Raw genomic sequence first — 23,036 nt, forward strand, 5'->3', positions numbered from 1 at the left:
GCAGCGTGCCCACCATCTATCGACATCGGGATACTGAATGGTGGGCACGCTGCGCTTTGCCCACCCTACAGATCTGCGCGATGTGACGCCTTACATCCCGCCCATCTTGCAGACCAGCTTCCACTCTTCCGCCGTGACCGGCTGCACCGACAGCCGCGAATATTTCACCAGCGCCATGTCGGCGAGCTTCTTGTCAGCCTTGATCGCGGCCATCGTCACCGGTGTCTTCAACGGCTTGTCGGCCTTGATGTCGACGCAGACGAACTTGCCGGTCTTGTCGGTCGGATCGGGATAGGCTTCCTTGATGACTTCCGCGATGCCGACGATCTCCTTGCCCTCGTTTGAATGATAGAAGAAGGCTTTGTCGCCCTTCTTCATGTTCACCAGATTCTGGCGCGCGGTGAAATTGCGCACGCCAGTCCAGGCTTCGCCTTTTGTTCCCTTTGCGACCTGCTGGTCCCATGACCAGGCCGACGGTTCAGATTTCACCAGCCAGTACGCCATCGTCATTCCTCCGCCTTGAACGGCCGCGTCAGCAGGCCTTCGATCGCCGCGTCGATCGTCACTTTGCCGCCGAGGATCGCCGCGACCGCATTTGATACCGGCATATCGACGTTCTGCGAAGCCGCCAGTTCGATCAAGACCGGTGCGGTGAATTCGCCTTCGGCGAGTTTGTCGCGGTTCGGCGGCTCGCCGCGCCCAAGCGCAATGCCGAACGCCAAATTGCGAGACTGCGGACTGGAGCAACTCAGGATCAGATCGCCGAGACCCGATAGGCCCGCCAGCGTTTCGCTGCGCGCGCCGCAAGCGCGGCCGAGGCGCGCGAGTTCGCTGAAGCCGCGCGTGGTCAGTGCGGCCAGCGCCGAGGCGCCGAGCTGACGGCCGACGACGATCCCGGCTGCGATCGCCAGCACATTCTTGGCCGAGCCGCCGATCTCGACGCCGCGAACGTCCGTGGTGTGATAGGGCCGGAAAGTTGATGAGCCCAGCGCCTGCACCAGACGGCTCGCCAGCCTTTCGTCCCTTGCCGCCAGCGTCACGGCGGTCGGAAGGCCTCGCGCGACGTCGTCGGCGAAGTTCGGTCCCGACAGGATCGCCGGGATTGCAGCCGGTATGGTCTCGGCAATGATCTCGGTCATGAACCGGTGGGTGCCGCGCTCGATGCCCTTGGCACAGGCGACGACGGGCATCTTTGGCTTGAGGTGAGGCGCCAGTGTCGCCGCGGCTTCGCGCAAACTTTGCGCAGGCGTCGCAAGCAGGACGACGTCCGCGCGCGCCGCGGCAGCGATGTCGGCCGTAACGCTGATACTGCCGTCGAGGCTCACGTCGGGTAGTTTTGGATTGTTCCGCGTCGTCTGCATCCGCGCGGCGCTTTCGGCGCTTCGCGCATAGAGCACGACCTTGCGGCCGGCGCGCACCGCGGCGCAGGCGAGCGCGGTGCCATAGGCGCCACCGCCGATCACCGCGACGGAATTGAAGGACGTCATGTCAGAATCCTGCGCGGGTGTTGGCGAAGCCGGCCGGCGCGGTGGCGTTGGCATCTAACAGCCAGCGCGCGCGCGGCGGCGCATCCATCGTATCGGTCAATCCCAGCGCCATCCGCTCCGCGCCGGCCCAGGCGATCATGGCGCCGTTATCGGTGCAGAGCGCAGGCGGCGGGATGATCAGCGTGGTCTGCGCCCTCGAGGCGACATCCTGCAGCGCCCCGCGAATGGCATGATTGGCGGCGACGCCACCGGCGGCGACCAGCGCGCGGGGCGGGCCGAATTGCTCATGAAACAGTCTCAAGCCGACGCTCAGCCGATCTGCGGTCGATTCCAGCACCGCGGCCTGAAAACTGGCGCAGAGGTCGCTGACGTCCTGGGGCTCCAGCGGCGCCAAGCGGTTGGCCTCATTGCGAACCGCCGTCTTCAATCCCGACAGCGAGAAATTCGCATCCGGCCGGCCGAGCATCGGCCGCGGGAAGGCGAAACGTTTGGCGTCGCCGCTTCGCGCCGCGCGCTCGACCTCAGGGCCGCCCGGATAGGGCAGCGACAACATCTTTGCGACCTTATCGAAGGCTTCCCCCATCGCGTCGTCGACGGTGGTGCCGAGCCGGACATATTTGCCGACGCCGACCACGGCGACGATCTGGGTGTGACCGCCGGAGGCGAGAAACAGGCAATAGGGAAAGGCGAGCGCGCAAGTGAGCCGCGGCGTCAGCGCGTGCGCTTCGAGATGATTGACCGCGATCAGCGGCGTGTCATGAACCATCGCGATCGCTTTCGCGGTGGTGAGTCCGACAATCACGCCGCCGATCAGGCCGGGACCTGCTGCGGCCGCGACCGCCGACAATTGCGCGAAGCCGACATTGGCGTCCTTCATGGCCTGGCCGACGATCCCGTCGAGCAGGTCGACATGGGCGCGCGCCGCGATCTCCGGCACCACGCCGCCGAAACGGGCGTGTTCTGAGGTCTGCGAGCGCACGATATTGGATAGAATCTTTCCGCTTCCGTCGCGCTGGCGCTCGACCACGGCGGCTGCGGTTTCATCGCAGGTGGTCTCGATACCCAGCACCAGCATCGGCTTGTCGTTGTCCAATTTGAACCCTTGTTTCGCCCTTGCGCTATCGCCAAAAACAACGCTTCCGTAACCGGGTAGCATTACGAGGTCACAACGTGCAATCGCCTGCGCGTGCCCGAAACCGGTTTGGCGGAGATCTGAAATATGGCCGTTCTCGTGACGCGACCAAGTCCGGATGATGAGATGACGGCGAAGGCCCTCCACGCGCGAGGGTTCGACGTGCTGCGCGCGCCGATGCTGCGGTTCGAGCCGGTGCTGTTCCAGGACGATGCGGACGCGACCTATGGCGCCGTCATCGTCACCAGCGCCAAGGCGCTGCGCGCCATCGCGCCCCATCTTGCCGACAGCCGGCTTCTCAAACTGCCTTTGTTCGCGGTCGGAGAAAATACCGCGGCGGCGGCCCGCGATGTGGGGTTTGGCGACGTGATCGCCTCCAAGGGCGACGCCGGCGCGTTGCGCGATCTGGTGCTGGCGAACGCGAAATCGAAGCAACTGAAGAAGACGAGCCCGATCCTGTACCTTGCCGGCGCCGATCTCTCGCGCGACCTTGCCGGCGAACTCGGCGAACAGGGCTTTACGGTGGTGACGCATACCACCTACCGGATGGTGCCCATGCCCAGCCTGCCGCGGGAAATATGTGACGCTTTCGTGGCGCATGAGGTCGAGGCCGTGCTGCATTACTCGCGGCGCAGCGCGCGTGCGTTTCTGGAGGCGGCGCGCTTCGGCGGCGTCGAGATCTCGGCATTGGCGCTGCCGCAGTGCTGCATTTCGGCAGGCGTCGCCGCGGTGTTGCGGGACGCCGGCGCGACCCAGGTCACGACGGCGGTTTCACCGGATGAAAACGCCCTGTTCGAGGCGCTGGACCGGGCGTTGCAGGCCCGATCGGCTCCTAATCTTTAAGTCTGAGCATGGTCTTATCGGAAAACCGGTGCCGCCACGGCCGGATCATGCTCTAAGACGTCTCGATTCTGCTAAGTTCCGGCATCTAACCACCTTAAGGGAACCGCGTGATGGTCGATAACAGGCCCGAAGACACTGGATCGTTGCCCGAATCGGGTCGGCCGAAGCGTGAGCCGCCGACCATCGATCTCGATGCCTCCGAAGTATCGAGCGAGACCAAGAGTTCTGGCGAGGCGCCGTCCGAGCCCGACGCTGAACCCGCACCCGCGCCCGAGGTCGCCCCAGCGCCGGTTGAGGAGGCTCCAGTTGAGGAGTCACGGGTTGCGGAGCCGCCGTCCCGGCCCGTGTCGCCCTGGGTCATTGCGCCGGTTTCCGGCGCGGTCGCGGCGGCGCTGGTGATCGGCGTCGGCTGGATGCTGGGCTGGCCCGCGATTCAGCCGGCCTCCGTATCGCAGACCGCGCAGCTCAACGCCGCCGCCATCGACGGTTTGACCGCGCAGATCGCCGGCCTCGAATCCAAGTTGAGCAAACCCGTGGCCGATCCCGCCGTGGCCGCGCGCACTGACGCACTTGAAAAGTCGGTCGCGACGCTGCGCGGGGAACTCGCCACGGCGCGCGCGCAGGGCGAGAAGCTGGCATCTGCCATCAACGAGGTGAAATCGGCGCCGCGTGGCGACGGCACCGCATCGCCTGATCTCGCCGCTTTCGCCGAACGCATCGCCAAGGTCGAGAGCCAGATGCGGGCGCAGAGCGCCGAGATCGCCCAACAAGGCAGCAAGCTTGCCGGCACGACGGCCGACGCCAAACCTGCCGATGATATGCCGCTGCGCCGCGTGGTATCGGCAGCGCTGCTCGATGTCCTGGTCCGGATCGGCGATCCCTATCCGACGGCGCTCGCCGCGGCCAAGGCGCTGGCACCAAATCCCGAAGCGCTGAAGGCGCTCGATCAATTTGCGGAGAAGGGCGTGCCGAACGCCGGCAAGCTGAGCACGGAACTGTTGGCGCTGGTGCCAAAGATGTTGCCGGCCCAACAGAGCGCCGCCACCACCGGCACCGGCATCGTCGACCGTTTGCAGGCGGGCGCTGCCAAACTGGTCAAGATCGAACGCACCGATACCGTCGGCACGGACCGCGGCGCCGTGGTGGCGCGGATCACGGCGGCTGCGCTGCGCAACGATTTCAACGAGGCGCGGCGGGAATTGAAGACGCTGGAGCCGGCCGATCGTGCCGCGGCGCAATCATGGCTTGAGTCGGCCGATGCGCGCGACGCCGCGCTGGCCGCATCCCGTCAATTTGCGACTGAGGCCATGGCCGTGCTCGCCAAACCGGCGCAATAAGGAATTCAATGGTCCGGATCATTCTGTTTCTGCTGTTGATCGCGCTCGGTGCAGCGGGCGCGGCCTGGATTGCCGAGCAGACCGGCGATGTCGTGCTGTCGTGGGGCGGCTATCGCGCGCAGACCACGCTGCCGGTGTTCGTGCTGGCGCTCGGCATCGTCATCGTTGCGGCGATGATGCTGTGGGCGATCCTGCGCGGCCTGTGGCGCACGCCGCAACGGATCCGCCGCAACCAGCGCGAACGTCGTCAGGCCCGCGGCCGGCATGCGATCACGCAAGGCCTGCTCGCGATCGGTCATGGCGATTCCACGGCTGCCCGCATCCACGCGGACACTGCGCGAAAGCATGCGGCGCATGATCCGCTGGCCCTGCTGCTGCATGCGCAATCGGCGCAGCTCGACGGCGACCGCGAGGGTGCGCAGCGCGCCTTCCGCGCCATGGCCGAGCGTGAAGACACGCGGCTATTGGGCCTGCGCGGCCTGTTCATCGAGGCGCAGCGCGCCGACGATCCGGTCGCCGCTGTCATGCTCGCCGAGGAAGCGCTGAAGCTGTCGCCGTCGTCGTCATGGGCAACGCACGCCGTGCTCGGCTTCTGCTGCGCCAAGGGCGACTGGGCCGGTGCGCTAAAAATTCTCGACAACAATCAATCGGCCGGGCTGATCGATAAGGCGACCTATCGCCGGCAGCGCGGCGTGCTGCTCACCGCACGCGCGCTCGAACTCGAAAAGGTCGATCGCGACTTGGCGCGCGAGAGCGTGATGGAAGCGGTCAAGCTGGCGCCGACGCTGGTACCCGCCGCGGTGCTGGCGAGCAAGTTCGAGAGCGAAGCGCACCAGGTGCGGCGCTCGATGCGGCTTGTCGAGACGGCGTGGCTGGCGCAGCCGCATCCGGATCTGGCCGATGCCTATGCCCATGTGAAGCTCGGGGATTCCGCGCGCCAACGGCTGGTGCGGGTCGAGACGCTGGCAGAGAAGACGCCCGGCCATATCGAGGGCGCGCTGGCGATTGCGCGCGCCGCGATCGACGCGTCTGAGTTCACCAAGGCACGCGAGGCGCTGGCGCCCTTCATCGCTCAGCCGACGCAGCGGGTCGCGTTATTGATGGCCGAGATCGAGCGCACCGAGCATGGCGATTCGGGACGGGCGCGCGCGTGGACCTTGCGTGCGGTGCGCGCGCTGCACGATCCGGCCTGGACCGCAGATGGCTATGTCAGCGACCGCTGGCGGCCGGTCTCCCCCGTCACCGGACGGCTCGATGCCTTCCAGTGGCAGACGCCGGTCGCAGCCCTGCCGTCCGACAAGGCGAGCACGATCGAATCCTCCCCGTTCGAGGAAGCCATGCTGGCGACGCCGCGCCGTGCCGTGGTGATTGCGCCGCCTGAAGCCGTGGACGAGCAGCCTGCCGAGCCCACTGCTCCCGTCACGCCCGAACCGCCTGCGGCACCGGCCGCGCAGGACAATGTGCCGCCACCGGCGGCTACCGTCGAAGTGCCTTCCGCCGAGGCCCCCCGCCCCGAAGCGGCCACCATTCTTCCGACACCGGAGCCAGCCCCGCCGAAGCCGGCCGAACCGGCACCAAGCCAGCCGGCCCCGTTGTTCCGTTCGCGGCAGGATATTCCAAAGACGGTTCCAGCCCCGATTCCCGCCGTAATCGCCCTCATTCGAGCCCCGGACGACCCCGGCATCGACGAGGACGGCCCGGCGGACGAATTCGCGGAACAACTCGCTCCGCCCAAGGCCCAGGCCGGCGGCTGGCGGGGATTTTTGTCACGCTGGGGCAACAGCTAGCGTTTCGGGGGCCTAGCGTTTTTCTTGCCAATCGGGGCGCTGCCCGATATCAGGTGCGGGCGTTCGCGGCTAACGCCCGGACGCCGCTTCGGTCCGCCGCAATAGCTCAGTTGGTAGAGCACGTCATTCGTAATGACGGGGTCACAGGTTCGAGTCCTGTTTGCGGCACCGCGCTTTTCAAACTTCTTTCCAGCTTCGCATTTCCTCGTTCGGCGCCGGCGATCAGCTTGCGCGACCAACGCGAGCGCGCTCGCATGCCTGCAATCTCTTGTTAACTTGCCCCTTCTAGCTTGCCTGAACCTCCTCGACCGCAGGATTTTTGCATGTCGATCGATGTCGGCCTGAGTCCCCCCGGGGACAAGGCCGCCCGCCAGGGATTCTGGACCGCGACTCCCCTGCATGCCGTCGTCGCCGTCTTCATGGTGGCGATCATGCTGCGAGGGGTTCTGCCCTTCAACGTCGATGTTAGCTGGTGGCTGACCATCAGCGAGCGCATGCTCGACGGCCAGCGCTTGTATGTCGACATCCTCGAGACCAATCCGCCGATGGGGGGATCGGTCTATATGCTCGGCGTCGTCGTTGCACGCGCGATTCACATGCGGCCTGAGGTCGTGACCAACGGGCTGATCTTTCTATTGATCGCGTCATCGCTGGCGCTGACATGGCGGGCCTTGCGTTTCTCCTCGTTGCGCGAGCGTGCCGGTGGCGCGGCTGCCATATGGGCGACCGCGCTGCTGACCGTTTTGCCGATGTATGATTTCGGCCAGCGCGAACACCTGGCGCTGGTGGCGCTGCTGCCGGCGCTTGCGGTCTATATCCTGCGCGCCAATGGCGAGCGGGTTGCGCCGTCGGCGATCCTGATCGCCGGCCTGTGCGCCGGGACAACCATGAACTTCAAGCCGTACTTCGTCTTCGCGGTCGGCTTTTGCATTCTGACCGCAGCCGCGCAAGCGCGAGACTGGCGGGTGCTGTTCGCGCCGGAGAACTGGAGCGCCGGAGCCCTGGTCGTGATCCATGCGCTCGGCATTGTCGCATTCTATCCGGAGTATTTTACGCTGATCTATCCGCTGGTGCGCGACGTCTATCTGCTGGCGAACTTGCCGCTACTCGTCATTCTGCCGACGACAGCAACAATGCTGTGGGTGCTGGCGATCATGGTCACGCTGACATTGCTAAGCCGGCGGCAGAAAGTGGACACGGCGGCGCTGGTGACGATGGCCGGATCGCTCGGCTTTGCGGTCTCGTTCTTCATGCAGGCCAAGGGATGGGGGTATCACGCCTATCCGATGGTCGCGCTCGGATTGCTGGCCGCAGGTTGGGCGGTCGCGGCCGGCAGCGATGGGCAGACAACATCGCGCCGGCTTCGCGCCGGCGCAATGCTGCTCGTCGCGCTTATCTTCGCAAACGGATGCCTCCGGTTCGCCGTGAGCATCGATGCGCGGGTCGTCCAGGAGGAGGTCACGCTGATGGGGCCGCGGCCGAAGATGCTGATGCTGAGTGCGGCGAACGACATCGGTCATCCGGCGGTGCGCGAGCTTGGGGGAACATGGGTCTCGCGTCAGCAGGCGCTTTGGGTACGGGAAGTCGTTCGTCAGGCGCTCCGGGACGGGACCATCGATCAGGCGACGGCGGACCGCCTCGCGGGCTACGTGGCGCGCGAGCGTGCCGGCCTGATCGAGGATTTCAGGAAACAACCGCCCGACGTTCTTGTGATCGACAACCAGAATAGCGACTGGGGTAGTTGGGCCGCTGCCGATCCAGAGCTCTCCGTGCTGCTGAAGCCCTACGTTCTCGTAAAGGAAATCAACGGAATAGAGATTCTGCGGCGCTCCGATCAGGCCCGGTCTTAGCTAGCGCTCGCCCGGAGGGCCGCGATCCGGCGGTAGATCGGTGTGCGTGACCTATCTCACGTAAGAAACCGCCTGCTCGCCGTAGTCTCCCTCAAGCAAACGGGGAGATTTCATTATGCGCAAATTCATTCTGATCGCAGGATTCGTTTTGGCATCCACTGCTGCCCTGGCTGGGGATCGGAGCTTGTCGCTGGGCGGCATCGAGCGGGCGTCCGCGAAGGCCGTCGATGCACCGAAAACCGCTGAAGTCCCGCAGCCGCCGGAATCGCCGAAATATGTCGAGCGCCCGGCGATCGAGCCCAAAGCTGAGACTGCGAAGGCTGAAACACCGAAGGCTGAAGCGCCCAAGCTGGCGGCAAAGGTTCAACAGCCTGCCGCGGAGCGGTCGAGAGCCGAGCGCGCAAGGCCCGTTGCCCGGAGAACGGCGTTCATGTCGAGAAACGTGAAGCCGCGCCGCAGGCATCACTGGATCGAAGCGCGCATCGTCCGCGAGCTGCATCGCCACGGGATCTACTGGTAAACATTGCCAAAGCAAAACGCGCCCCTCGGGATTATTCCGAGGGGCGCGTTTTGCGTGACGCTTGAGCCTATCGGCTTACTGCGAAACCGTCTGTACCACGCTGCTGATCGGGCGGCTGGCAACTGCCGGCATCTTCTGGTCCTTCACCAGCATCGCGTCATATTCGGGCAGGGTTTCGAGCTGCTCCTTGGCCTTCATCTGCACGACCTTGTAACCGCCGGCTTTCAGACGGCGCAGCAATGTCGGCAAAGCTTGCGCCGTGCTCTTCTGCAGATCGTGCATCAGGATGACGCCCTTGCCCTGCTTGTCGAGCTTGGTCATGACGTTCTGGATGACCTGGTCGGGACCCGACGATTTGAAGTCGTTGGAATCGACATCAACCGAAAACATCGAGATATTGCGCGAGGCGAGATAGCCCAGCGCCGGCTGCGTGTGCGCAAGCCCCGGGAAGCGGAAGAACGGCGCGGGCGCGGTCCCCAGCGCCATCTTCACCGCGCTAAAGCCCTTCTCGATCTCTTCCTTGACCTGCGCTTCGGTCAGTTTCTTGCTGTCGAGATGAGCATGCGACCAGGTGTGCGAGCCGATGGTGTGGCCGGCAGCGGCGACCTGCTTGAGAATTTCGGGATGATAAGTCGTGTGCTTGCCGACCGGGAAGAACAAGGCCTTGGTGCATTCATCCGATAGCGCCTTGAGCACGGCGGGCGTGGTCGGCCACGGGCCGTCGTCGAAGGTCAGCACGACCTCTTTGTCGGTCAGGAAGTCGAACTGCTTGTATTGCAGGAAGCCGAAGCCGGGGCCGCCGGTGGTGTCGATCACGACGGTGCGGCTGACGCCGAGTGCGTCGGGATTGGCGCAGGCCGACCGCAACGGCAGGGCTGCGGGAATGGGCGCGGGGGCAGGGGCCGGCTTCGAGAGCGAGGCCGTGATCTCGACGTCGTCCCTCAGTGCGGGCCTGGCTGCGGCGGGCGCCGGCTCGGCCGCACGGGCGGCAACGGTTTGGGGTGGAGCCGCGTCGGTCCGCGGCGAGGAGGTCCAGTACCAAACGCCGGTGATCACCAGCGCCGTCACTACACTGGCCAGCATCAGGCCCAACGCATTACGCATCGCTACTCTTTCCACATATTCGGGGTACACACACGCAACGGGCCATTAATGCCAACAATATCTTAACGTCTCGCGAACAAGCGCCGGTTACGTGAAGGAGATGAGGGCTTTATGCGCGAGTGAGGTCAGTCACAGTCCACCCGCGTTTCCGGGCGCATGCTCCCGCCATCAACAACGGGGCTCGCCTGCCGAGCCAACAGGAGCCGACAATGACCGCAGTGTTCTTCAGTGCCGTTCGCAAGGTCAGCCTAGTGCTGGCCCTGACCGCCTCGTTCGCCGCCGCTTCGTCGACCGCGAGCTTCGCCTTCACCTCTGAGCAGCAGCAGATGTGCACCGGCGACGCATTCCGGCTCTGCAGCTCGGAAATCCCGAATATTCCAAAGATCACCGCTTGCATGATCAAGCATCGCGCTGACCTGAGCGCAGGCTGCCGCACCGTGATGGATCGCGATCTCGCGGCGAAGAAGGGCAAGCTCGCCGCGCAATAGCCGGCCGACTCCGGCTCCCGGGAACGCTTGCGGCGATGCGACGCAGGCGTTCCACCAAGCGCACTTTCCCTCTTCACAATTGCGTTGCTGCCCTGATTTCAGCGCCCGATTCTCGTTTTGAGGCGTTTTCTTGACGCAAACCGGTATCCACGTCGCTGGAAACCGCTATAGAACGCGCTGATTGCGTTCTACCGGTGTAAGGGCACAGCAAATGACCAAGATCCTTTTCGTCATTCCCCTGGTTTTGATCGCGTCAGCCGCCTCGGCCCAGTCCCAACAGGACCGGCAGAAGGGGCATGATGCCTGCTCGCGCGACGTCTCGCGGTACTGCCGGGCGCATATGCAGGATGGCGACCAGATCGTGCTCGCCTGTCTGAAGCAGAACCGTGCCAAGATCAGCAAGGGCTGCCAGCAGACGCTCGCGAGGCACGGGCAGTAGACAGCCCCGGCGGCCGCGGCTTATCCCGCTCCGTTTCCGTTGGCGCGGAGCGATTGGTAGAAATCGTAGGTCAGCAGCGCCATCACCAGCACGCAGATGATGATCAGCGGCACCGCCTTGATCCACCAGAGCATGATGCCGAGAAACGCGCAGACGCCGGCAACGCCGATCAGTCCGGTGATGAAATTCGTCATCTGTCGCTCCTTGTTTTCGCGCGACGCGTATTGGTCTTGTTACCGGTCTTGGCACTCGCCTTGGCAGGCGCGGCTCTGCCGCGGCCGCCTTTTCCGAGAGTTTTGATTAGCCAGTTGGCCGTTCGCAGGAGCCGAGCATCGTTGCCGCGGCGCCCGACCAATTGAACGCCAATGGGCAGGCCGGTTTCCGATTGCAGCAGCGGCAGCGTCACCGCCGGCGTGCCGAGATAAGTCCACGTCGAGCAGAACACGGGGTTGCCGGTACTGTCGAGACCACTCGGCGCCGGGCCCGGTGCAGACGGGGTCAGAATCGCGTCGTATTCGTCAAACACGCCGTCGAGCGCCGCGTTGAGCGGCGCGCTGCCGGCCAGGGCGCGCGTGTAGTCGACGGCCGCAACCTGGCGGCCGCGCTCGATCAGAGCGCGTAGCATCTGGCTCAGGGACTCGCCGCCCTGCTCGAAATCGCGATGCAGGTTGTGCGCCATCTCCACTTCCATGACGGTGCGGTGCATGTCGACGGCGCGGTCAAAACTCGGGCCGATCTCGACTTCCGAAACTTGCTCGCCGAGCGCTTCCACCAGTTCGGCAAACGCCTCCGTCGTCACCTGCTCGACATGCTTCCACGCGGGCGAGCGCACGAAGGCGAACCGCGGCGGCAATGGCGGCTCACTTGCCGCCACTTCGACAAAGGGCGGAGAGGCAAGGGGGCGCGTATCCGGATCTTCCGCGTCGAAACCTGCAAGGGTCTGTGCCAGCAGTGCTGCATCGTCGACCGAGCGCGCAAACACGCCGACATGATCGAGTGCCCGCGATAGCAATAGCGCGCCGCTCCGTGGAATGAGACCGTGTGTCGGCTTGAAGCCAACCACCCCGCAGAAGGCGGCAGGGCGGATCACGGACCCGTTGGTCTGCGAGCCGATGGCGCCCGGCACCATCAGCGCGGCAACCGCCGCGGCGGAGCCCGACGACGACCCACCCGGCGTGTGAGCCGGGTTGTGCGGATTTCGGGTCTTGCCGGGATTGAAATAGGCATACTCGGTCGTCACCGTCTTGCCGAGGATCACGGCCCCTGCCGCCCGCAGGCGCGCCACCGCCGCCGCATCGCGGCGCGGCGTGCGTCCGGCCCACAGGCTGGATCCGAACTCCGTCGGCATGTCGCCGGTATCGAAGATATCCTTGATGCCCAGCGGCACGCCATGCAGCGGGCCTGTGGCCTTGCCCTGCTTGCGGCGGTCGTCGGCAGCCTCGGCCTGCCGCATCGCATAGTCGGGATCGAGGAATGCCCACGCCTCGATGTCGCGATCGGCTTCGTCGACGCGTTTCAAGCAGTCGGCGACAAGCTCCACTGAGCTGAGCTGGCCGTCGCGGATGCCGGCCGCCGCTTCCGCAAGCCCGAGCGCATTGAGACTCATGCGCATCCTTTCAGCGCTTTACCGGGCCGGCTCACCGCGATCCATAGAGATAGCTGGGCAACCACAACGCAATCGCCGGGAAGATGTAGACCAGCGCCATGGTCAAGAAGACCAGACCGACAAAGGGAAGCGCACCGGAGAAGATGTCGGTGAGCTTCACCTGCGGCGGCGCCACGCCCTTCAGATAGAAGGCGGCCATCGCGACGGGTGGCGTATTGAAAGCTGTTTGCGTGTTGAGTGCAACCAGGATGCCAAAGAAGATCGGATCGATGCCGTAGTTGGGAAGCAGCGGCAGGAAGATCGGCACGAAGATGATGATGATCTCGGTCCACTCGAGCGGCCAGCCGAGCAGGAAGATGATGATCTGGGTCAATAGCAGAAACTGGATCGGCGACAGATTCATCGAGGCGAAGAACTGCTCGACCACGGTTTGTCCGCCAAGGACCGCAAACACCGCGGAAAACGTCCACGACCCGATGAACAAATAGCAGACCATCGCAGTGGCACGCACCGTCAGATATACCGATTCCTTCATCATGGTGTAATTGAGCGAACGATAGGCGGCCGCCAGAACGATGCTCATGAGGGCACCTACCGCGGCCGCCTCGGACGGCGTCGCCAAGCCAAACAGGATCGCGCCAAGCACCGCAACGATGAGCAGCGCCAGCGGCAGGAATGACGTGGCGAGAGCCCAGATTACCGTGGAGATCGGCACATTGGTCTGCTCGGGCGGCAGCTTCGGTGCGAGCGCGGGATTGATGATCGCGCGCGCGATCGCATAGAGGACGTAGAGCCCGGCCAGCAGGAATCCTGGAAAGAACGCCGCCGCATAAAGCTTGACCGCCGAAACTCCGGCGGTGGCCGCATAGACGATCAGGAGAATGCTCGGTGGAATCAGGATGCCGAGGCAGCCGCCGGCGCAGACCACGCCTGCCGACAGCTTGGTGTCGTAGCCGGCCCGCAGCATGGCGGGCAAAGCCAGCAGCCCCATCAGCGTGACAACGGCGCCGACGATGCCGGTGGCGGTCGCGAACATCGCGCAAGTGATGAGCGTGGCCACCGCGAGCGCGCCGGGCACGTTCTTCATCGACAGTTGCAGGGAGTAGAACAGGCGGTCGAGAATGTTGGCGCGCTCGATCAGGTAGCCCATGAAGAGGAACAGCGGCACCGCGACCAGCACGTCGCTGGATGTGACCTCGAACGTCTTCTGCACCAGCAGCGTGAAGATGCGGTTCTGGAAGAACTCCTGACCGGGAGTGTAGTAGGCATAGTAGCCGAACGAGACACCCATCGCCATCAGCGTGAAGGCGATCGGGAAGCCGAGCATGATGATGAAGATGAAAAGCCCCAGCATCAGCATGCCGAGTTGAGGGTCGGTCATGCGCCGGCTCCCTTCTCACTCGGCTCCACCGCGGCCTGGTGCTGCTGATGCTCGCGGATGATCAGGCTCTCGGTTTCCTCGACGTCGTGCAGGCGTTGTGGCCATTGGCCGGTGCGGATGCACAGCACGCAGCGGATGATTTCAGCGAAGCCTTGCAGGAGCAGAAGCAGGCCCGTGATCGGGATCAACGCCTTGAGCGGAAACACCGGCACGCCAGCTGGACTGAAGATGCTGACTTCGCGGAAGCGCACCGACATGTCGGCATAATTCCAGCCCGAATACATCAAGGCCGCAATCGCCGGCAGGAAGAACAGAATGTAGAGAACGAGGTCCATCGTCGCCTGGGTGCGCGGCGACCACAGCCGGTAGACTACGTCGGCGCGCACATGGCCGTTGCGCGAGAGCGTATACGCCCCGGCCATCAGGAACATCGCGCCATAGGTAATGTAGCTGATGTCGAATGCCCAGGTGGTCGGCGCACGCAACACGTAGCGCATGAACACCTCGTAGCTGACACCGAGCGTGAGGACGAGGATCAGCCAGGCGAACGCCTTGCCGACCCAGGTGCTGAGTTCATCGATGAAAAACAGAAACTTTCTCATGCGAGTTGAACTCGCGGTAAATCGCACATCCGGATGTCCCCCAGTTGCTGGCTGAGCGGCGCGTCAACCGCGCCGCCCATTATTCGTACCGCCGATCAGCGCTGCGAACTCGTCAGACCTTGAGCACGCCCGGGAAGTGATGCTCGAAGGCGCCACGGTAATCCGTTGCGTTGGTCATGTTGTAGTAAACCACGCGGCGCACCCATGCCTTCTGCGAGTCCATCACCTTCTTCATGAATGGATCCGACCCGAGCTGGGCGATCAAGCCATCCCATGCCTTGATCTGCGCATCGAACACGGACTTCGGCGTCCGCTGAACGTTGACCTTGTCCTTGTTGATCAGTTCCTGGAGATCCTTGGAGTAATAGTCCATCCCCTTCCATTCATTGGCGGAGGAAACCGCCTCTGCAGCGTACTGCAGGATCGCCTTATGCTCGGCCGGCAGCGCATTATACTTCGTGCGGTTGAACATGATCTCGAAGTATTCCGTCGCCTGATGGTGGCTGCCCAACATGTAGTTCTTGGCGACGTCCTGCGCGCCGAAGCGCCTGTCCGATGTCGGATTGTTGAACTCGAATCCGTCGATCACGCCGCGCTCCATGGCCGGCACGATTTCACCGCCCGGAAGCTGCGCGACAGAGGCGCCCATCACCTGGAACAAGTCGGCGGCGAGACCCACGGTGCGGTACTTGAGTCCCTTCAGGTCGGCGTCGCTATTGATCGGCTTCTTGAACCAGCCGAGCGGCTGGGTCGGCATCGGCATCGCAAAGAAGCTCTTGATGTTGACCTTCATGATCTGGGTCTGGAGTTCTTCGAACAGCTCCTTGCCACCGCCGTTGTGAATCCAGCCGAGGCCCTCGTTGGCATTGAAGCCGAACACCGGCCCGGTGCCGAACAGCGATGCTGCCTTGTGCTTGCCGTACCAGTAGACTGTCACCGTATGGGCCGCGTCGATCTGGCCGCCATGCACGCCGTCGAATACCTGGAACGGGTGCACGACTGAGCCGCCCACCAGATAGTCGATGCGCAACCGGCCGCCCGCCATCTCGTTGACGCGCTTCACATAGTCTTCGGCCATCTCATTAAAGACGTCGGCCTTGCCCCACGAGCCCTGCATCCTCAGGGTCGCCGTCTGCGCCCGGCTGACTTGTGGCATCGCAATCGCCGCACCGCCGGCGGCCGCGGCCGTCAGGAAACGGCGCCGCGTCGTTTTTGTATCGCTACGCTTGCTCATGAGTTCCTCCCGGTTGAGATGTCGCCCGCTGTCGCCGCAGGCTTGTTTGTCTCAGCGACAAGTCAAAGGCTTGCGCGGCATTTTGGCAAGCGGGAAGTGCGCGGGCTCCTTATGAATCGCTCAATTGGCAGGGTAACGTTGCTATCTCGCAGGCGCGAAGCAGGACCTGTTCGCGTTCGGCGGCGCACCGGCGTCTTGCACTTTAGTCGCAGGAAATTGGTGGCGCGTCGTCCTTATCGATGGATCAGGTGCTGCTGCCGGCTGCAGTCGCGACCACCGGCAAGACCTCGTTGGCGGCGCGGTCAGGGGTATCTTCCTTCCAGCGGACCGAGCCGAACGGCCGCTCCAGCATGCGGCGGACACGGATCGGCTCCGGCCCGAGGTGAAAGTCGATCGCGCGCTGGTGCAGGGCGCGCTCCGACTGCGTCGCACGGTTACGCTGGCGCAGATAGTCGAGCCAGGTCGGGCAATGGTAGCGCTCGGTCCATAATTCGGGGTCGCCGATGTCGCGCGCGATCGACCAGCCATAGGCGCCGTTACGCTGCCGGCTGAGCTGCACTTCCTGCATCACATTGTGAAACGCGCGCGCGTTGTCCTGCGCGACGCGATATTCGATCTCGACCACCAGCGGTCCGCTGCGCCCCGTGAGCGACAGCCGCACCTCGGGATCGGCAAGCAGTTCGGTGGCATCCTCGTTGCGCGCGCCCACCGGCGGCATGCGCAGCCAGATGCCGAGCAGGGGCGAGATCAGCATCAGGCCAGCCGAGACCAATAGCGCGATCTCCACGCCGGCGAGGTCGGTGAGGTATCCCCAGCCCCAGCTTCCGACCGCAATGCCGCCGGCGATCGACGCCTGGAAAGCCGCCAGCGAGCGGCCCGCAACCCAGCGCGGCGCTGAAAGCTGCACGCCGATATTGAACAGGGCGACCGCCAGCATCCACACCGCACCAGCGAGCACGAGCGCAATCGCCGTCAGGACCGCGTTGGTGCTCAGGGCGACCGCCGCGATCGCACCGGCCATCGATATCGCGCAGGCGCGTACCGCGGCCTCGCCGCTCATGCGCCGCCGCACCTCGCCGATATTCAGTGCGCCGAACACCGCGCCCATGCCGAAGGCCCCGAGCATAATGCCGTAGGTTTGCGCGCCGCCATGCAGGAGATCGCGGGCGACCAGCGGCATCAGCGCCGAGACCGAACCGCCAATGATGCCGGTGACCAGCGTGCGCGTCAGCACGATCTTGATCGACGGCGAATTGGTGATGTAGCGCACGCCGGAGACCATCGCGCGGTTGAGCCGTTCGCGCGGCAGGCGCGACGGCTCGTTGGCGCGATTCCACAGAAACATCACCACCATCAGCGGCAGATACAGCACCGCATTGACGGCAAACGCGGTCACGGCGCCTGATGTGGCGACCACGATGCCGCCGATCGCCGGACCGAAGCTGCGCGCAATGTTGTAGCTGATGCCGTTGAGTGCGACCGCCGCCGGCAGCGTCTCCGCCGGCACCTGCTCGGTCACCGAGGCCTGCCAGGCCGGCCCGAACAGTGCCATGCCGCTGCCGACGACGAAGCACAGCGCCAGGAGGATATTCGGCGTAACGAGGCCGAGCCACGCCAGCACGGTGAGCGCGGTTGCGCCGACAAACGCGATGCCGAGCGAGACCAGCGCGACGATGCGGCGGTCGTGCATATCGGCGATGGCGCCGGCGGGCATCGAGATCAGCATGATCGGCAGCATCAGCGCAGTCTGCACCAGCGCGACCTTGTCGGCTGAAGAAGTCATCTGCGTCATCGCCCAGGCCGCGCCGACGCCCTGGATCAAAATCCCCAGGTTGGAAACGAGGCTGGCGAGCCAGATGCGCCGGAACACTGCGTGCCGCAACGGCGCTGCGATCCCGTCAGTCGCAAGACGCGAGCGTTTCGGCTGGTCGGTCATGATCGGTTCCGTTGGCGTTCTGTCACCGGCTTGATTCCCTTCGGATGTAAAGTGATGCCCGCGAAAGCCCCGGCCTGTCCAGTCGAAGCAGTACTATCGGCGGTGCTATCGCACAGCTAAGGTATTGAAAAGCAACGGAAGGTTTCAGAATGCGGCTGTCGCGGCGGTTGATCCTCAGGGGTGCCGGAGTGTTGCCTTTGCTGGCGGGCGGTCTTCCGCTCCTCGGACCGCAGGCGCGGGCGCAGACCGCACCGGCGGCCGTTCCGCCGATCCTGTTCGTGCATGGCAATGGCGACCATGCGGCACTCTGGATCACGACGCTGTGGCGAATGGAATCGAATGGCGTGCCACGCGAGCGAATGATGGCGATCAATTTTACCGATCCTCTGGCGCGCACCGATGACAAGGTGCAGCAATCGAACCGTTCCTCGACCGAAGACCAGCGCCGCGAGCTCGGCGAGGCCGTCAAGGAATTGCAGCGTCGCACCGGCGCGGCGCGCATCGCCCTCGTCGGTAATTCGCGCGGCGGCTATTCGATCCGCAATTACATCAGAAATGGCGGCGGAGCTGACGTGAGCCACGCCGTACTGTGCGGCGTTCCCAATCACGGAATCTATGATTGGGATGACGGTATCAATAACGAGTTTAACGGCCGCGGCCCTTTTTTGCGCGGCTTGAACGAGGGCGATAGCGAGGCGACGCCGGGCACGGCGTTTCTCACTTTGCGCAGCGACGGCAACGACAAATATGCGCAACCCGACGGACGCTTCGTCGGCAAGCCGGGCACGCCGACCGGCGTGACATCAGATGGTCCTGCGCTGAAGGGCGCGACCAATCTGGTGCTCGGCGCGCTCGATCATCGCGAGGTCGCCTTTCATCCGCGCGCGTTTCGCGAGATCTATAAATTCATCGCTGGCGTCGAGCCGTCCCGAATCGAGATCGCGCCGGAAGCGGAAGTCAGACTGAGCGGGCTCGTGACGGGTACGCCGGGCGGCGTCGTCACCAACCGTCCGGTCTCCGGCGCGACGGTCGAAATCTATCGTGTCTCTCCCGAGACCGGCGAACGGATCGGCGGTCCGGTCCATGCTTCGCAAACCGGCGCCGACGGCCGCTGGGGCCCGGCGCAGGTCGAGGCTACTTGGTTTCTCGAAATCGTGCTGACGTCAGCGGGTTCGCCGACCACCCATTTCTACCGCTCGCCGTTTCCGCGCTCCTCCGAGATCGTGCATCTGCGTTCCGCGCGCCCGCTTGGGCCGGCCGATGCCGGCGCGGGCGCCGTGGTCCTGATGTCGCGCCCGCGGGGCTATTTCGGCCTGCCGCGGGACGTGGTGCTGATCGACGGCAAGGAACCAAGCGACGTGAAATCCGGCGTGCCGACCGATTCGATCACGACCTTGCGGCTTCCGGCACAGGAGGTCGGCAGGCCCGTGGTGACCATATTCAATACGGAGCGGATTGTGGCGCGGGCCTGGCCGGGCTCCGAAAATCGGATTGCGGTTGCCGAACTGACTTATTAGCTGTTTCCTGACAGGAGCGCCTTTGTGGCGCCCGGATCGAATACATAGTTGGAGCCGTAGCCCGCATGAGCCAACGGTCGCGGGGATGCGCGACCGATGACAGGCTCCGCGATATGCGGGGGGCGTTGGTCCCGGATATCATCCGGGCTACGAGGGTGGCGCCGATGAGCATAGCGGAAGCCTACGACATGACGGTTGCGCGCGCACCGCTGGTGCCTCCGAGCCCGCCGCGGGCGCCCGACGACATGACAATATTCGGGCGGCTGAGGGCGATCCGCATTAGCCCGATCGGCAGCTGGGGGCAGCGCGCCTATGAGGAAGATATCATCCAGGGCCGCTTTCTTGGACGCAACAGCTTCATTCTCAACGCGCCGGATGCGATCAAGCATGTGCTGGTCGACAATTACGAAAATTATACGCGCACGCCGGCCGGCATCCGGGTGCTCCGTCCGATCCTCGGCGAGGGCCTTTTGATTGCGGAAGGGCGCGCGTGGAAGCATCAGCGCCGCACGTTGGCGCCGGCGTTCACGCCGCGCGCGGTGATGCCGCTCATTCCGCACATGCTGGCGGCGACCGACCAGACGGTCGCCAAGCTGAGAGCCAGCAATGGACACGTCGACCTGCGCGAGGCGATGCAGCGGATGGCGCTCGAGATCGCCGGCCGCACCATGTTCTCGTTCGGGATGGATCGCCATGGCGCCGCCTTGCGCGATTTCGTGATGGAATATGGCGAGCGGCTGGCGCGCCCGCATTTTCTGGATCTGCTGCTGCCGTTGAGCTGGCCAAGCCCGCAGGACATTGCGCGCGGTCGCTTCCGCAAGCGCTGGACCGCCTTCGTCGGCATGCTGATAGCCGAGCGCCGCGCCGCCGGCAAAACCGCGGGCGGGCCGGCGCGCGATCTGTTCGACCTGATGGGCGACGCGCGCGATCCGGAAACCGGCGAAGCCTTCTCCGACGAACAACTCGGCGATCAAGTCGCGACCATGATTCTCGCCGGCCATGAGACAACAGCGACCGCACTGTTCTGGGCGCTCTATCTCCTGGCGCTCGATCCTGCCACGCAGGAGCGGGTGGCGAGCGAAGTACAGACCGCGCCCGTCAACGGCGCGTTCGATATCGAGCGGTTGAAATTCACCCGCGCAGTGATCGACGAGACCATGCGGCTCTATCCGCCGGCGTTCCTGATCGCACGCGCGGCGATCGGGCCGGATACGATCGCGGGCCTGCCGGTCAAGAAGAAGGACATCATCCTGATCGCGCCGTGGCTGTTGCACCGGCACGAAAAACTGTGGCGCGATCCGAGCGCGTTTATCCCGTCCCGCTTCATGACGGGAACGCCGCCCGACCGCTTCGCCTATCTGCCGTTCGGCGTCGGCGTTCGCGTTTGCATCGGCGCCCATTTCGCGCTGGTCGAGGCGACGCTGGCGCTGGCGAAGATGATCGGCGCGTTTCGCGTCACGCTGGTCGACAAGGATCCGGTGATGCCGGTCGGCGTGGTGACGACACAGCCCGACCATTCGCCGATGTTTGCCATCACGCCTCGGTAGTCTTTTTTTGATCGGCCGATTGCCGGACGGTGCGAAGAAAATGCGTCAGAGAACGAAGCACACCTTGCACAGCCTCCTCGGGAGCGTCATCTAGGTTATCACCATGAGCGATACCCAGGCCCAGTTCGCAGTCTTGAAGCAGACCGCCGATCCCGCGGTGGTCGACGCCATCACGCAATTGATCGCCAAGGGCGAAGACCGCGAGCTCAACCGCATCAACCTGTTGGATTTCGCTGCGCGTTACGGGCTCGACGAGGAAAAGGTCATCTCGGCTTTCCTGCATTCGGCGCGGCTCGGACTGTTCGATCTCACCTGGAATGTGCTGTGCCCCGGCTGCGGTGGCGTGCTCGGCGCGCACAACACCCTGAAATCGCTGCGCCACGACGACTACAATTGCGCGCTATGCGCCCAAGGTTACGAGGCATCGGTCGACGATCGCGTCGATGTCGCTTTCACGGTCAGCCCGCGCGTCAGGCGCATTGCGGCACACGATCCCAACACGCTGCCGATCTGGGAATATAACCGCCAGATGTTCTGGAGCTCGGGGATGGACCTGAGCGAGGAATCGATCAAGCGGCTCATCGATGAAGTCTCGCTCGAAGCCATCGAGTTGCCGGCGGGCGAAAAAGCGGAGCTGTCGCTGCAGCTGCCCAATCAGTTCGTGATCGTGTTCGAGCCGGTGACGCATTCGGCGCATTTCTTTGATGTCCAGGGCGAACCGACCCGCGAGCGGCAACAGTTTTCGATCGTCTTCAACAAGCTGCACGCGCCTACGGGCTCGACGGTGATGCGCCCGGGACCGCTACGGCTGTCGCTCGAAAACCAGACCGACCACCGGGTGCTGCCCGCGGTCTGGGTCGCCAACGACACGCTCCATGAGCTGCTCGGCAAACGCAAGCCGATCCTGACAGCCAAGCGGATGCTGTCCAACCAGACTTTTCGCGACGTCTTCAAGGCGGATAACCTCAACGTCGATCAGCGCCTCAAGATCACCTCGCTGACCTTCCTGTTCACGGACCTCAAGGGATCCACCGCGCTCTATGAGCGGGTCGGCGATCTCGCCGCCTTCGACCTGGTGCGGGCGCATTTCCACGCGCTGCTTGAAATCATCGCCTCGGAGAAGGGCGCGGTCGTGAAGACGATCGGCGATGCCGTGATGGCGACCTTCATCAGGCCGGAACATGCGATCGTCGCGGGCCTGCGCATGCGGGCGGCAATGGCAGTCCTGAATGCCGAGCGCGGCCGGGAGGACCTGATCATCAAGATCGGCATCCACGAAGGCCCGTGCCTGGCGGTCATGCTGAACGAGCGGCAGGACTATTTCGGCCAGACCGTCAACATCGCCTCACGGGTGCAGCACCTGTCGACCTCGCAGGAAATTCACATCACCGGACCTGTGATCGAATCGCCCGCAGTCGCCACGATCCTGGCGAAGCAGGCGATCCGGCCGATCCAGAAGGAAGCGGCGCTGCGCGGCATCGCCGACAAGGTTATGGTGTACGAGATACCTTAGACAGCGCTACTCGATCACGATCTCGCCGGTCATGCCGAGTTCGGCGTGGGTCTTGCCGTCGCTGGTCTTGATGTCGCAGCGCAGGTCGTTGACGCGGCCGGCCGCGATCGGCACCAGCCACCATTCGGCGGATTGTCCCGGATAGACCTCGATCTCGCGGATCGCGCCCTTGAATTCGGCGAGGGTAACGGTCTTGCCGTTCTGCTGCTGCGTCACCTGCGCCTTGCGCGTGAACACCATCTGCGAGAACGCGTGCGAGGTGAAGTAGTGCGGATCGTTGCTCGAATTGCGCAGGATCAGCTTGTAGAGCTTGCCGGTTTCGAACTTGAGTTGCTTCGGCGCGAATTCGTGTTTGCCGGGCGAGCCGAGATCGACCGTCACCTCGATCGGCGTCTGTCGCGACAGGTCACCTGCCGCAAGCGCTGCTCCGGATGCGATTCCCAACACGACGGCAGCACCAAGTGCGAAGCGCAAGGAGGCCATGCTCGTTTCCCCTTTCTTGAAAATAGCTTGCTGAAACAATGAGTTCTTTCCCTTAGTGCAAATGCGAATGATTTGCAATTGGATATCGACCGACTGCCTGCGGCGAATCGCGCAGTCGGCCATTGGCCGATAGGACGTGTCTTAACGAAGCGGCAAGGTTACATGCTTTGAACTCGGGCCGAGCCAGCAGAAAACGAAGATGTGCCGTTCGCCGCGGCGGCATCGGGCAC

The 23,036-nt window shown here is 64.2% G+C and carries 21 protein-coding genes and 1 tRNA gene; 11 read left to right on the forward strand and 11 right to left on the reverse strand.

What is annotated here, in order from left to right:
• Window positions 1-90: 90 nt before the first annotated feature.
• Genes KJQ96_RS28980 through tsaD form a run of 3 tightly spaced genes read right to left on the reverse strand, consistent with a single transcriptional unit; the run spans window position 91 to window position 2,562 of the window.
• Window positions 91-504 carry an EVE domain-containing protein gene (locus tag KJQ96_RS28980; RefSeq protein ID WP_213289786.1) on the reverse strand — a complete coding sequence of 138 codons (414 nt, stop codon included), beginning with the start codon at window positions 502-504 and terminating at the stop codon, window positions 91-93.
• 2 nt (window positions 505-506) lie between these two features.
• Complete coding sequence (locus KJQ96_RS28985; protein ID WP_213289787.1) at window positions 507-1,487, reverse strand: NAD(P)H-dependent glycerol-3-phosphate dehydrogenase; 981 nt, start codon at window positions 1,485-1,487, stop codon at window positions 507-509.
• 1 nt (window position 1,488) lies between these two features.
• A complete protein-coding gene (gene tsaD, locus KJQ96_RS28990) occupies window positions 1,489-2,562 on the reverse strand; it encodes a tRNA (adenosine(37)-N6)-threonylcarbamoyltransferase complex transferase subunit TsaD (protein WP_213289867.1) in 1,074 nt (357 codons plus the stop codon).
• A gap of 144 nt (window positions 2,563-2,706) precedes the next feature.
• On the opposite strand from tsaD, the gene KJQ96_RS28995 reads away from it, so the two are divergent.
• The 6 genes from KJQ96_RS28995 (at window position 2,707) to KJQ96_RS29020 (ending at window position 8,956) form a co-directional block, all read left to right on the forward strand.
• Complete coding sequence (locus KJQ96_RS28995; protein ID WP_213289788.1) at window positions 2,707-3,462, forward strand: uroporphyrinogen-III synthase; 756 nt, start codon at window positions 2,707-2,709, stop codon at window positions 3,460-3,462.
• A 110-nt stretch (window positions 3,463-3,572) separates the two neighbouring features.
• The gene (locus tag KJQ96_RS29000) at window positions 3,573-4,799 is read left to right on the forward strand and encodes a hypothetical protein (protein WP_213289789.1); all 1,227 of its coding nucleotides are present in this window, start codon (window positions 3,573-3,575) and stop codon (window positions 4,797-4,799) included.
• 8 nt (window positions 4,800-4,807) lie between these two features.
• On the forward strand, window positions 4,808-6,586 hold the full coding sequence (locus tag KJQ96_RS29005) for a heme biosynthesis protein HemY (protein WP_213289790.1): 1,779 nt from the start codon (window positions 4,808-4,810) through the stop codon (window positions 6,584-6,586).
• A gap of 95 nt (window positions 6,587-6,681) precedes the next feature.
• Window positions 6,682-6,754: transfer RNA gene (locus KJQ96_RS29010), tRNA-Thr, on the forward strand.
• A gap of 155 nt (window positions 6,755-6,909) precedes the next feature.
• The gene (locus tag KJQ96_RS29015; RefSeq protein WP_213289791.1) at window positions 6,910-8,436 is read left to right on the forward strand and encodes a hypothetical protein; all 1,527 of its coding nucleotides are present in this window, start codon (window positions 6,910-6,912) and stop codon (window positions 8,434-8,436) included.
• A gap of 115 nt (window positions 8,437-8,551) precedes the next feature.
• On the forward strand, window positions 8,552-8,956 hold the full coding sequence (locus KJQ96_RS29020; RefSeq protein ID WP_213289792.1) for a hypothetical protein: 405 nt from the start codon (window positions 8,552-8,554) through the stop codon (window positions 8,954-8,956).
• A gap of 75 nt (window positions 8,957-9,031) precedes the next feature.
• Here the strand turns inward: KJQ96_RS29020 and KJQ96_RS29025 are convergent, their stop codons facing one another.
• Window positions 9,032-10,060: a polysaccharide deacetylase family protein gene (locus KJQ96_RS29025; RefSeq protein WP_213289793.1), complete on the reverse strand. Its 1,029-nt coding sequence runs from the start codon at window positions 10,058-10,060 to the stop codon at window positions 9,032-9,034.
• Window positions 10,061-10,269: 209 nt separating this feature from the next.
• Between KJQ96_RS29025 and KJQ96_RS29030 the strand changes: the two genes are divergently transcribed.
• Window positions 10,270-10,548, forward strand: coding sequence for a hypothetical protein (locus KJQ96_RS29030; RefSeq protein WP_213289794.1), 279 nt, complete (start codon window positions 10,270-10,272; stop codon window positions 10,546-10,548).
• A 211-nt stretch (window positions 10,549-10,759) separates the two neighbouring features.
• Window positions 10,760-10,987, forward strand: a complete 228-nt coding sequence (locus tag KJQ96_RS29035; protein WP_213289795.1) for a hypothetical protein — start codon at window positions 10,760-10,762, stop codon at window positions 10,985-10,987.
• Window positions 10,988-11,007: 20 nt separating this feature from the next.
• Here KJQ96_RS29035 and KJQ96_RS29040 read toward each other — a convergent pair whose 3' ends face one another.
• The 6 genes from KJQ96_RS29040 to KJQ96_RS29065 all read right to left on the reverse strand — a co-directional run bounded on the left by KJQ96_RS29040 (window position 11,008) and on the right by KJQ96_RS29065 (window position 17,746).
• Entirely contained in the window at window positions 11,008-11,181 is a 174-nt protein-coding gene (locus KJQ96_RS29040; RefSeq protein WP_213289796.1) for a hypothetical protein, read from the reverse strand.
• Window positions 11,178-12,593 (reverse strand): amidase, encoded by a 1,416-nt coding sequence (locus KJQ96_RS29045; protein ID WP_213289797.1) that lies wholly within the window; start codon window positions 12,591-12,593, stop codon window positions 11,178-11,180. Before KJQ96_RS29045 ends, KJQ96_RS29040 begins: the two co-directional genes overlap by 4 nt.
• A gap of 31 nt (window positions 12,594-12,624) precedes the next feature.
• Window positions 12,625-13,974 (reverse strand): TRAP transporter large permease subunit, encoded by a 1,350-nt coding sequence (locus KJQ96_RS29050; RefSeq protein WP_213289798.1) that lies wholly within the window; start codon window positions 13,972-13,974, stop codon window positions 12,625-12,627.
• On the reverse strand, window positions 13,971-14,576 hold the full coding sequence (locus KJQ96_RS29055) for a TRAP transporter small permease subunit (RefSeq protein WP_213289799.1): 606 nt from the start codon (window positions 14,574-14,576) through the stop codon (window positions 13,971-13,973). Before KJQ96_RS29055 ends, KJQ96_RS29050 begins: the two co-directional genes overlap by 4 nt.
• Before the next feature lie 112 nt (window positions 14,577-14,688).
• Complete coding sequence (locus KJQ96_RS29060) at window positions 14,689-15,810, reverse strand: TRAP transporter substrate-binding protein (RefSeq protein WP_213289800.1); 1,122 nt, start codon at window positions 15,808-15,810, stop codon at window positions 14,689-14,691.
• A 244-nt stretch (window positions 15,811-16,054) separates the two neighbouring features.
• Window positions 16,055-17,746 (reverse strand): MFS transporter, encoded by a 1,692-nt coding sequence (locus KJQ96_RS29065; RefSeq protein WP_213289801.1) that lies wholly within the window; start codon window positions 17,744-17,746, stop codon window positions 16,055-16,057.
• 149 nt (window positions 17,747-17,895) lie between these two features.
• Between KJQ96_RS29065 and KJQ96_RS29070 the strand changes: the two genes are divergently transcribed.
• From KJQ96_RS29070 to KJQ96_RS29080, 3 genes are all read left to right on the forward strand, one after another.
• Window positions 17,896-19,263, forward strand: a complete 1,368-nt coding sequence (locus tag KJQ96_RS29070; protein WP_213289802.1) for a hydrolase — start codon at window positions 17,896-17,898, stop codon at window positions 19,261-19,263.
• Window positions 19,264-19,427: 164 nt separating this feature from the next.
• A complete protein-coding gene (locus KJQ96_RS29075) occupies window positions 19,428-20,810 on the forward strand; it encodes a cytochrome P450 (RefSeq protein ID WP_213289803.1) in 1,383 nt (460 codons plus the stop codon).
• A 103-nt stretch (window positions 20,811-20,913) separates the two neighbouring features.
• Window positions 20,914-22,323, forward strand: coding sequence for an adenylate/guanylate cyclase domain-containing protein (locus KJQ96_RS29080; RefSeq protein ID WP_213289804.1), 1,410 nt, complete (start codon window positions 20,914-20,916; stop codon window positions 22,321-22,323).
• A 6-nt stretch (window positions 22,324-22,329) separates the two neighbouring features.
• Here the strand turns inward: KJQ96_RS29080 and KJQ96_RS29085 are convergent, their stop codons facing one another.
• Window positions 22,330-22,806 carry a hypothetical protein gene (locus KJQ96_RS29085; RefSeq protein ID WP_213289805.1) on the reverse strand — a complete coding sequence of 159 codons (477 nt, stop codon included), beginning with the start codon at window positions 22,804-22,806 and terminating at the stop codon, window positions 22,330-22,332.
• Window positions 22,807-23,036: the final 230 nt, after the last annotated feature.

Origin of the sequence: Bradyrhizobium sp. sGM-13 (assembly GCF_018398875.1) — a bacterium.
In the GTDB taxonomy this organism is placed as follows: domain Bacteria; phylum Pseudomonadota; class Alphaproteobacteria; order Rhizobiales; family Xanthobacteraceae; genus Bradyrhizobium.

Excerpts from the sequence above, each read along its gene's own strand:
- KJQ96_RS28980 (WP_213289786.1), bottom strand. The coding sequence starts at position 504 with ATGGCGTACTGGCTGGTGAAATCTGAACCGTCGGCCTGGTCATGGGAC.
- KJQ96_RS28985 (WP_213289787.1), bottom strand. The coding sequence starts at position 1,487 with ATGACGTCCTTCAATTCCGTCGCGGTGATCGGCGGTGGCGCCTATGGC.
- tsaD (WP_213289867.1), bottom strand. The coding sequence starts at position 2,562 with ATGCTGGTGCTGGGTATCGAGACCACCTGCGATGAAACCGCAGCCGCC.
- KJQ96_RS28995 (WP_213289788.1), top strand. The coding sequence starts at position 2,707 with ATGGCCGTTCTCGTGACGCGACCAAGTCCGGATGATGAGATGACGGCG.
- KJQ96_RS29000 (WP_213289789.1), top strand. The coding sequence starts at position 3,573 with ATGGTCGATAACAGGCCCGAAGACACTGGATCGTTGCCCGAATCGGGT.
- KJQ96_RS29005 (WP_213289790.1), top strand. The coding sequence starts at position 4,808 with ATGGTCCGGATCATTCTGTTTCTGCTGTTGATCGCGCTCGGTGCAGCG.
- KJQ96_RS29015 (WP_213289791.1), top strand. The coding sequence starts at position 6,910 with ATGTCGATCGATGTCGGCCTGAGTCCCCCCGGGGACAAGGCCGCCCGC.
- KJQ96_RS29020 (WP_213289792.1), top strand. The coding sequence starts at position 8,552 with ATGCGCAAATTCATTCTGATCGCAGGATTCGTTTTGGCATCCACTGCT.
- KJQ96_RS29025 (WP_213289793.1), bottom strand. The coding sequence starts at position 10,060 with ATGCGTAATGCGTTGGGCCTGATGCTGGCCAGTGTAGTGACGGCGCTG.
- KJQ96_RS29030 (WP_213289794.1), top strand. The coding sequence starts at position 10,270 with ATGACCGCAGTGTTCTTCAGTGCCGTTCGCAAGGTCAGCCTAGTGCTG.
- KJQ96_RS29035 (WP_213289795.1), top strand. The coding sequence starts at position 10,760 with ATGACCAAGATCCTTTTCGTCATTCCCCTGGTTTTGATCGCGTCAGCC.
- KJQ96_RS29040 (WP_213289796.1), bottom strand. The coding sequence starts at position 11,181 with ATGACGAATTTCATCACCGGACTGATCGGCGTTGCCGGCGTCTGCGCG.
- KJQ96_RS29045 (WP_213289797.1), bottom strand. The coding sequence starts at position 12,593 with ATGAGTCTCAATGCGCTCGGGCTTGCGGAAGCGGCGGCCGGCATCCGC.
- KJQ96_RS29050 (WP_213289798.1), bottom strand. The coding sequence starts at position 13,974 with ATGACCGACCCTCAACTCGGCATGCTGATGCTGGGGCTTTTCATCTTC.
- KJQ96_RS29055 (WP_213289799.1), bottom strand. The coding sequence starts at position 14,576 with ATGAGAAAGTTTCTGTTTTTCATCGATGAACTCAGCACCTGGGTCGGC.
- KJQ96_RS29060 (WP_213289800.1), bottom strand. The coding sequence starts at position 15,810 with ATGAGCAAGCGTAGCGATACAAAAACGACGCGGCGCCGTTTCCTGACG.
- KJQ96_RS29065 (WP_213289801.1), bottom strand. The coding sequence starts at position 17,746 with ATGACCGACCAGCCGAAACGCTCGCGTCTTGCGACTGACGGGATCGCA.
- KJQ96_RS29070 (WP_213289802.1), top strand. The coding sequence starts at position 17,896 with ATGCGGCTGTCGCGGCGGTTGATCCTCAGGGGTGCCGGAGTGTTGCCT.
- KJQ96_RS29075 (WP_213289803.1), top strand. The coding sequence starts at position 19,428 with ATGAGCATAGCGGAAGCCTACGACATGACGGTTGCGCGCGCACCGCTG.
- KJQ96_RS29080 (WP_213289804.1), top strand. The coding sequence starts at position 20,914 with ATGAGCGATACCCAGGCCCAGTTCGCAGTCTTGAAGCAGACCGCCGAT.
- KJQ96_RS29085 (WP_213289805.1), bottom strand. The coding sequence starts at position 22,806 with ATGGCCTCCTTGCGCTTCGCACTTGGTGCTGCCGTCGTGTTGGGAATC.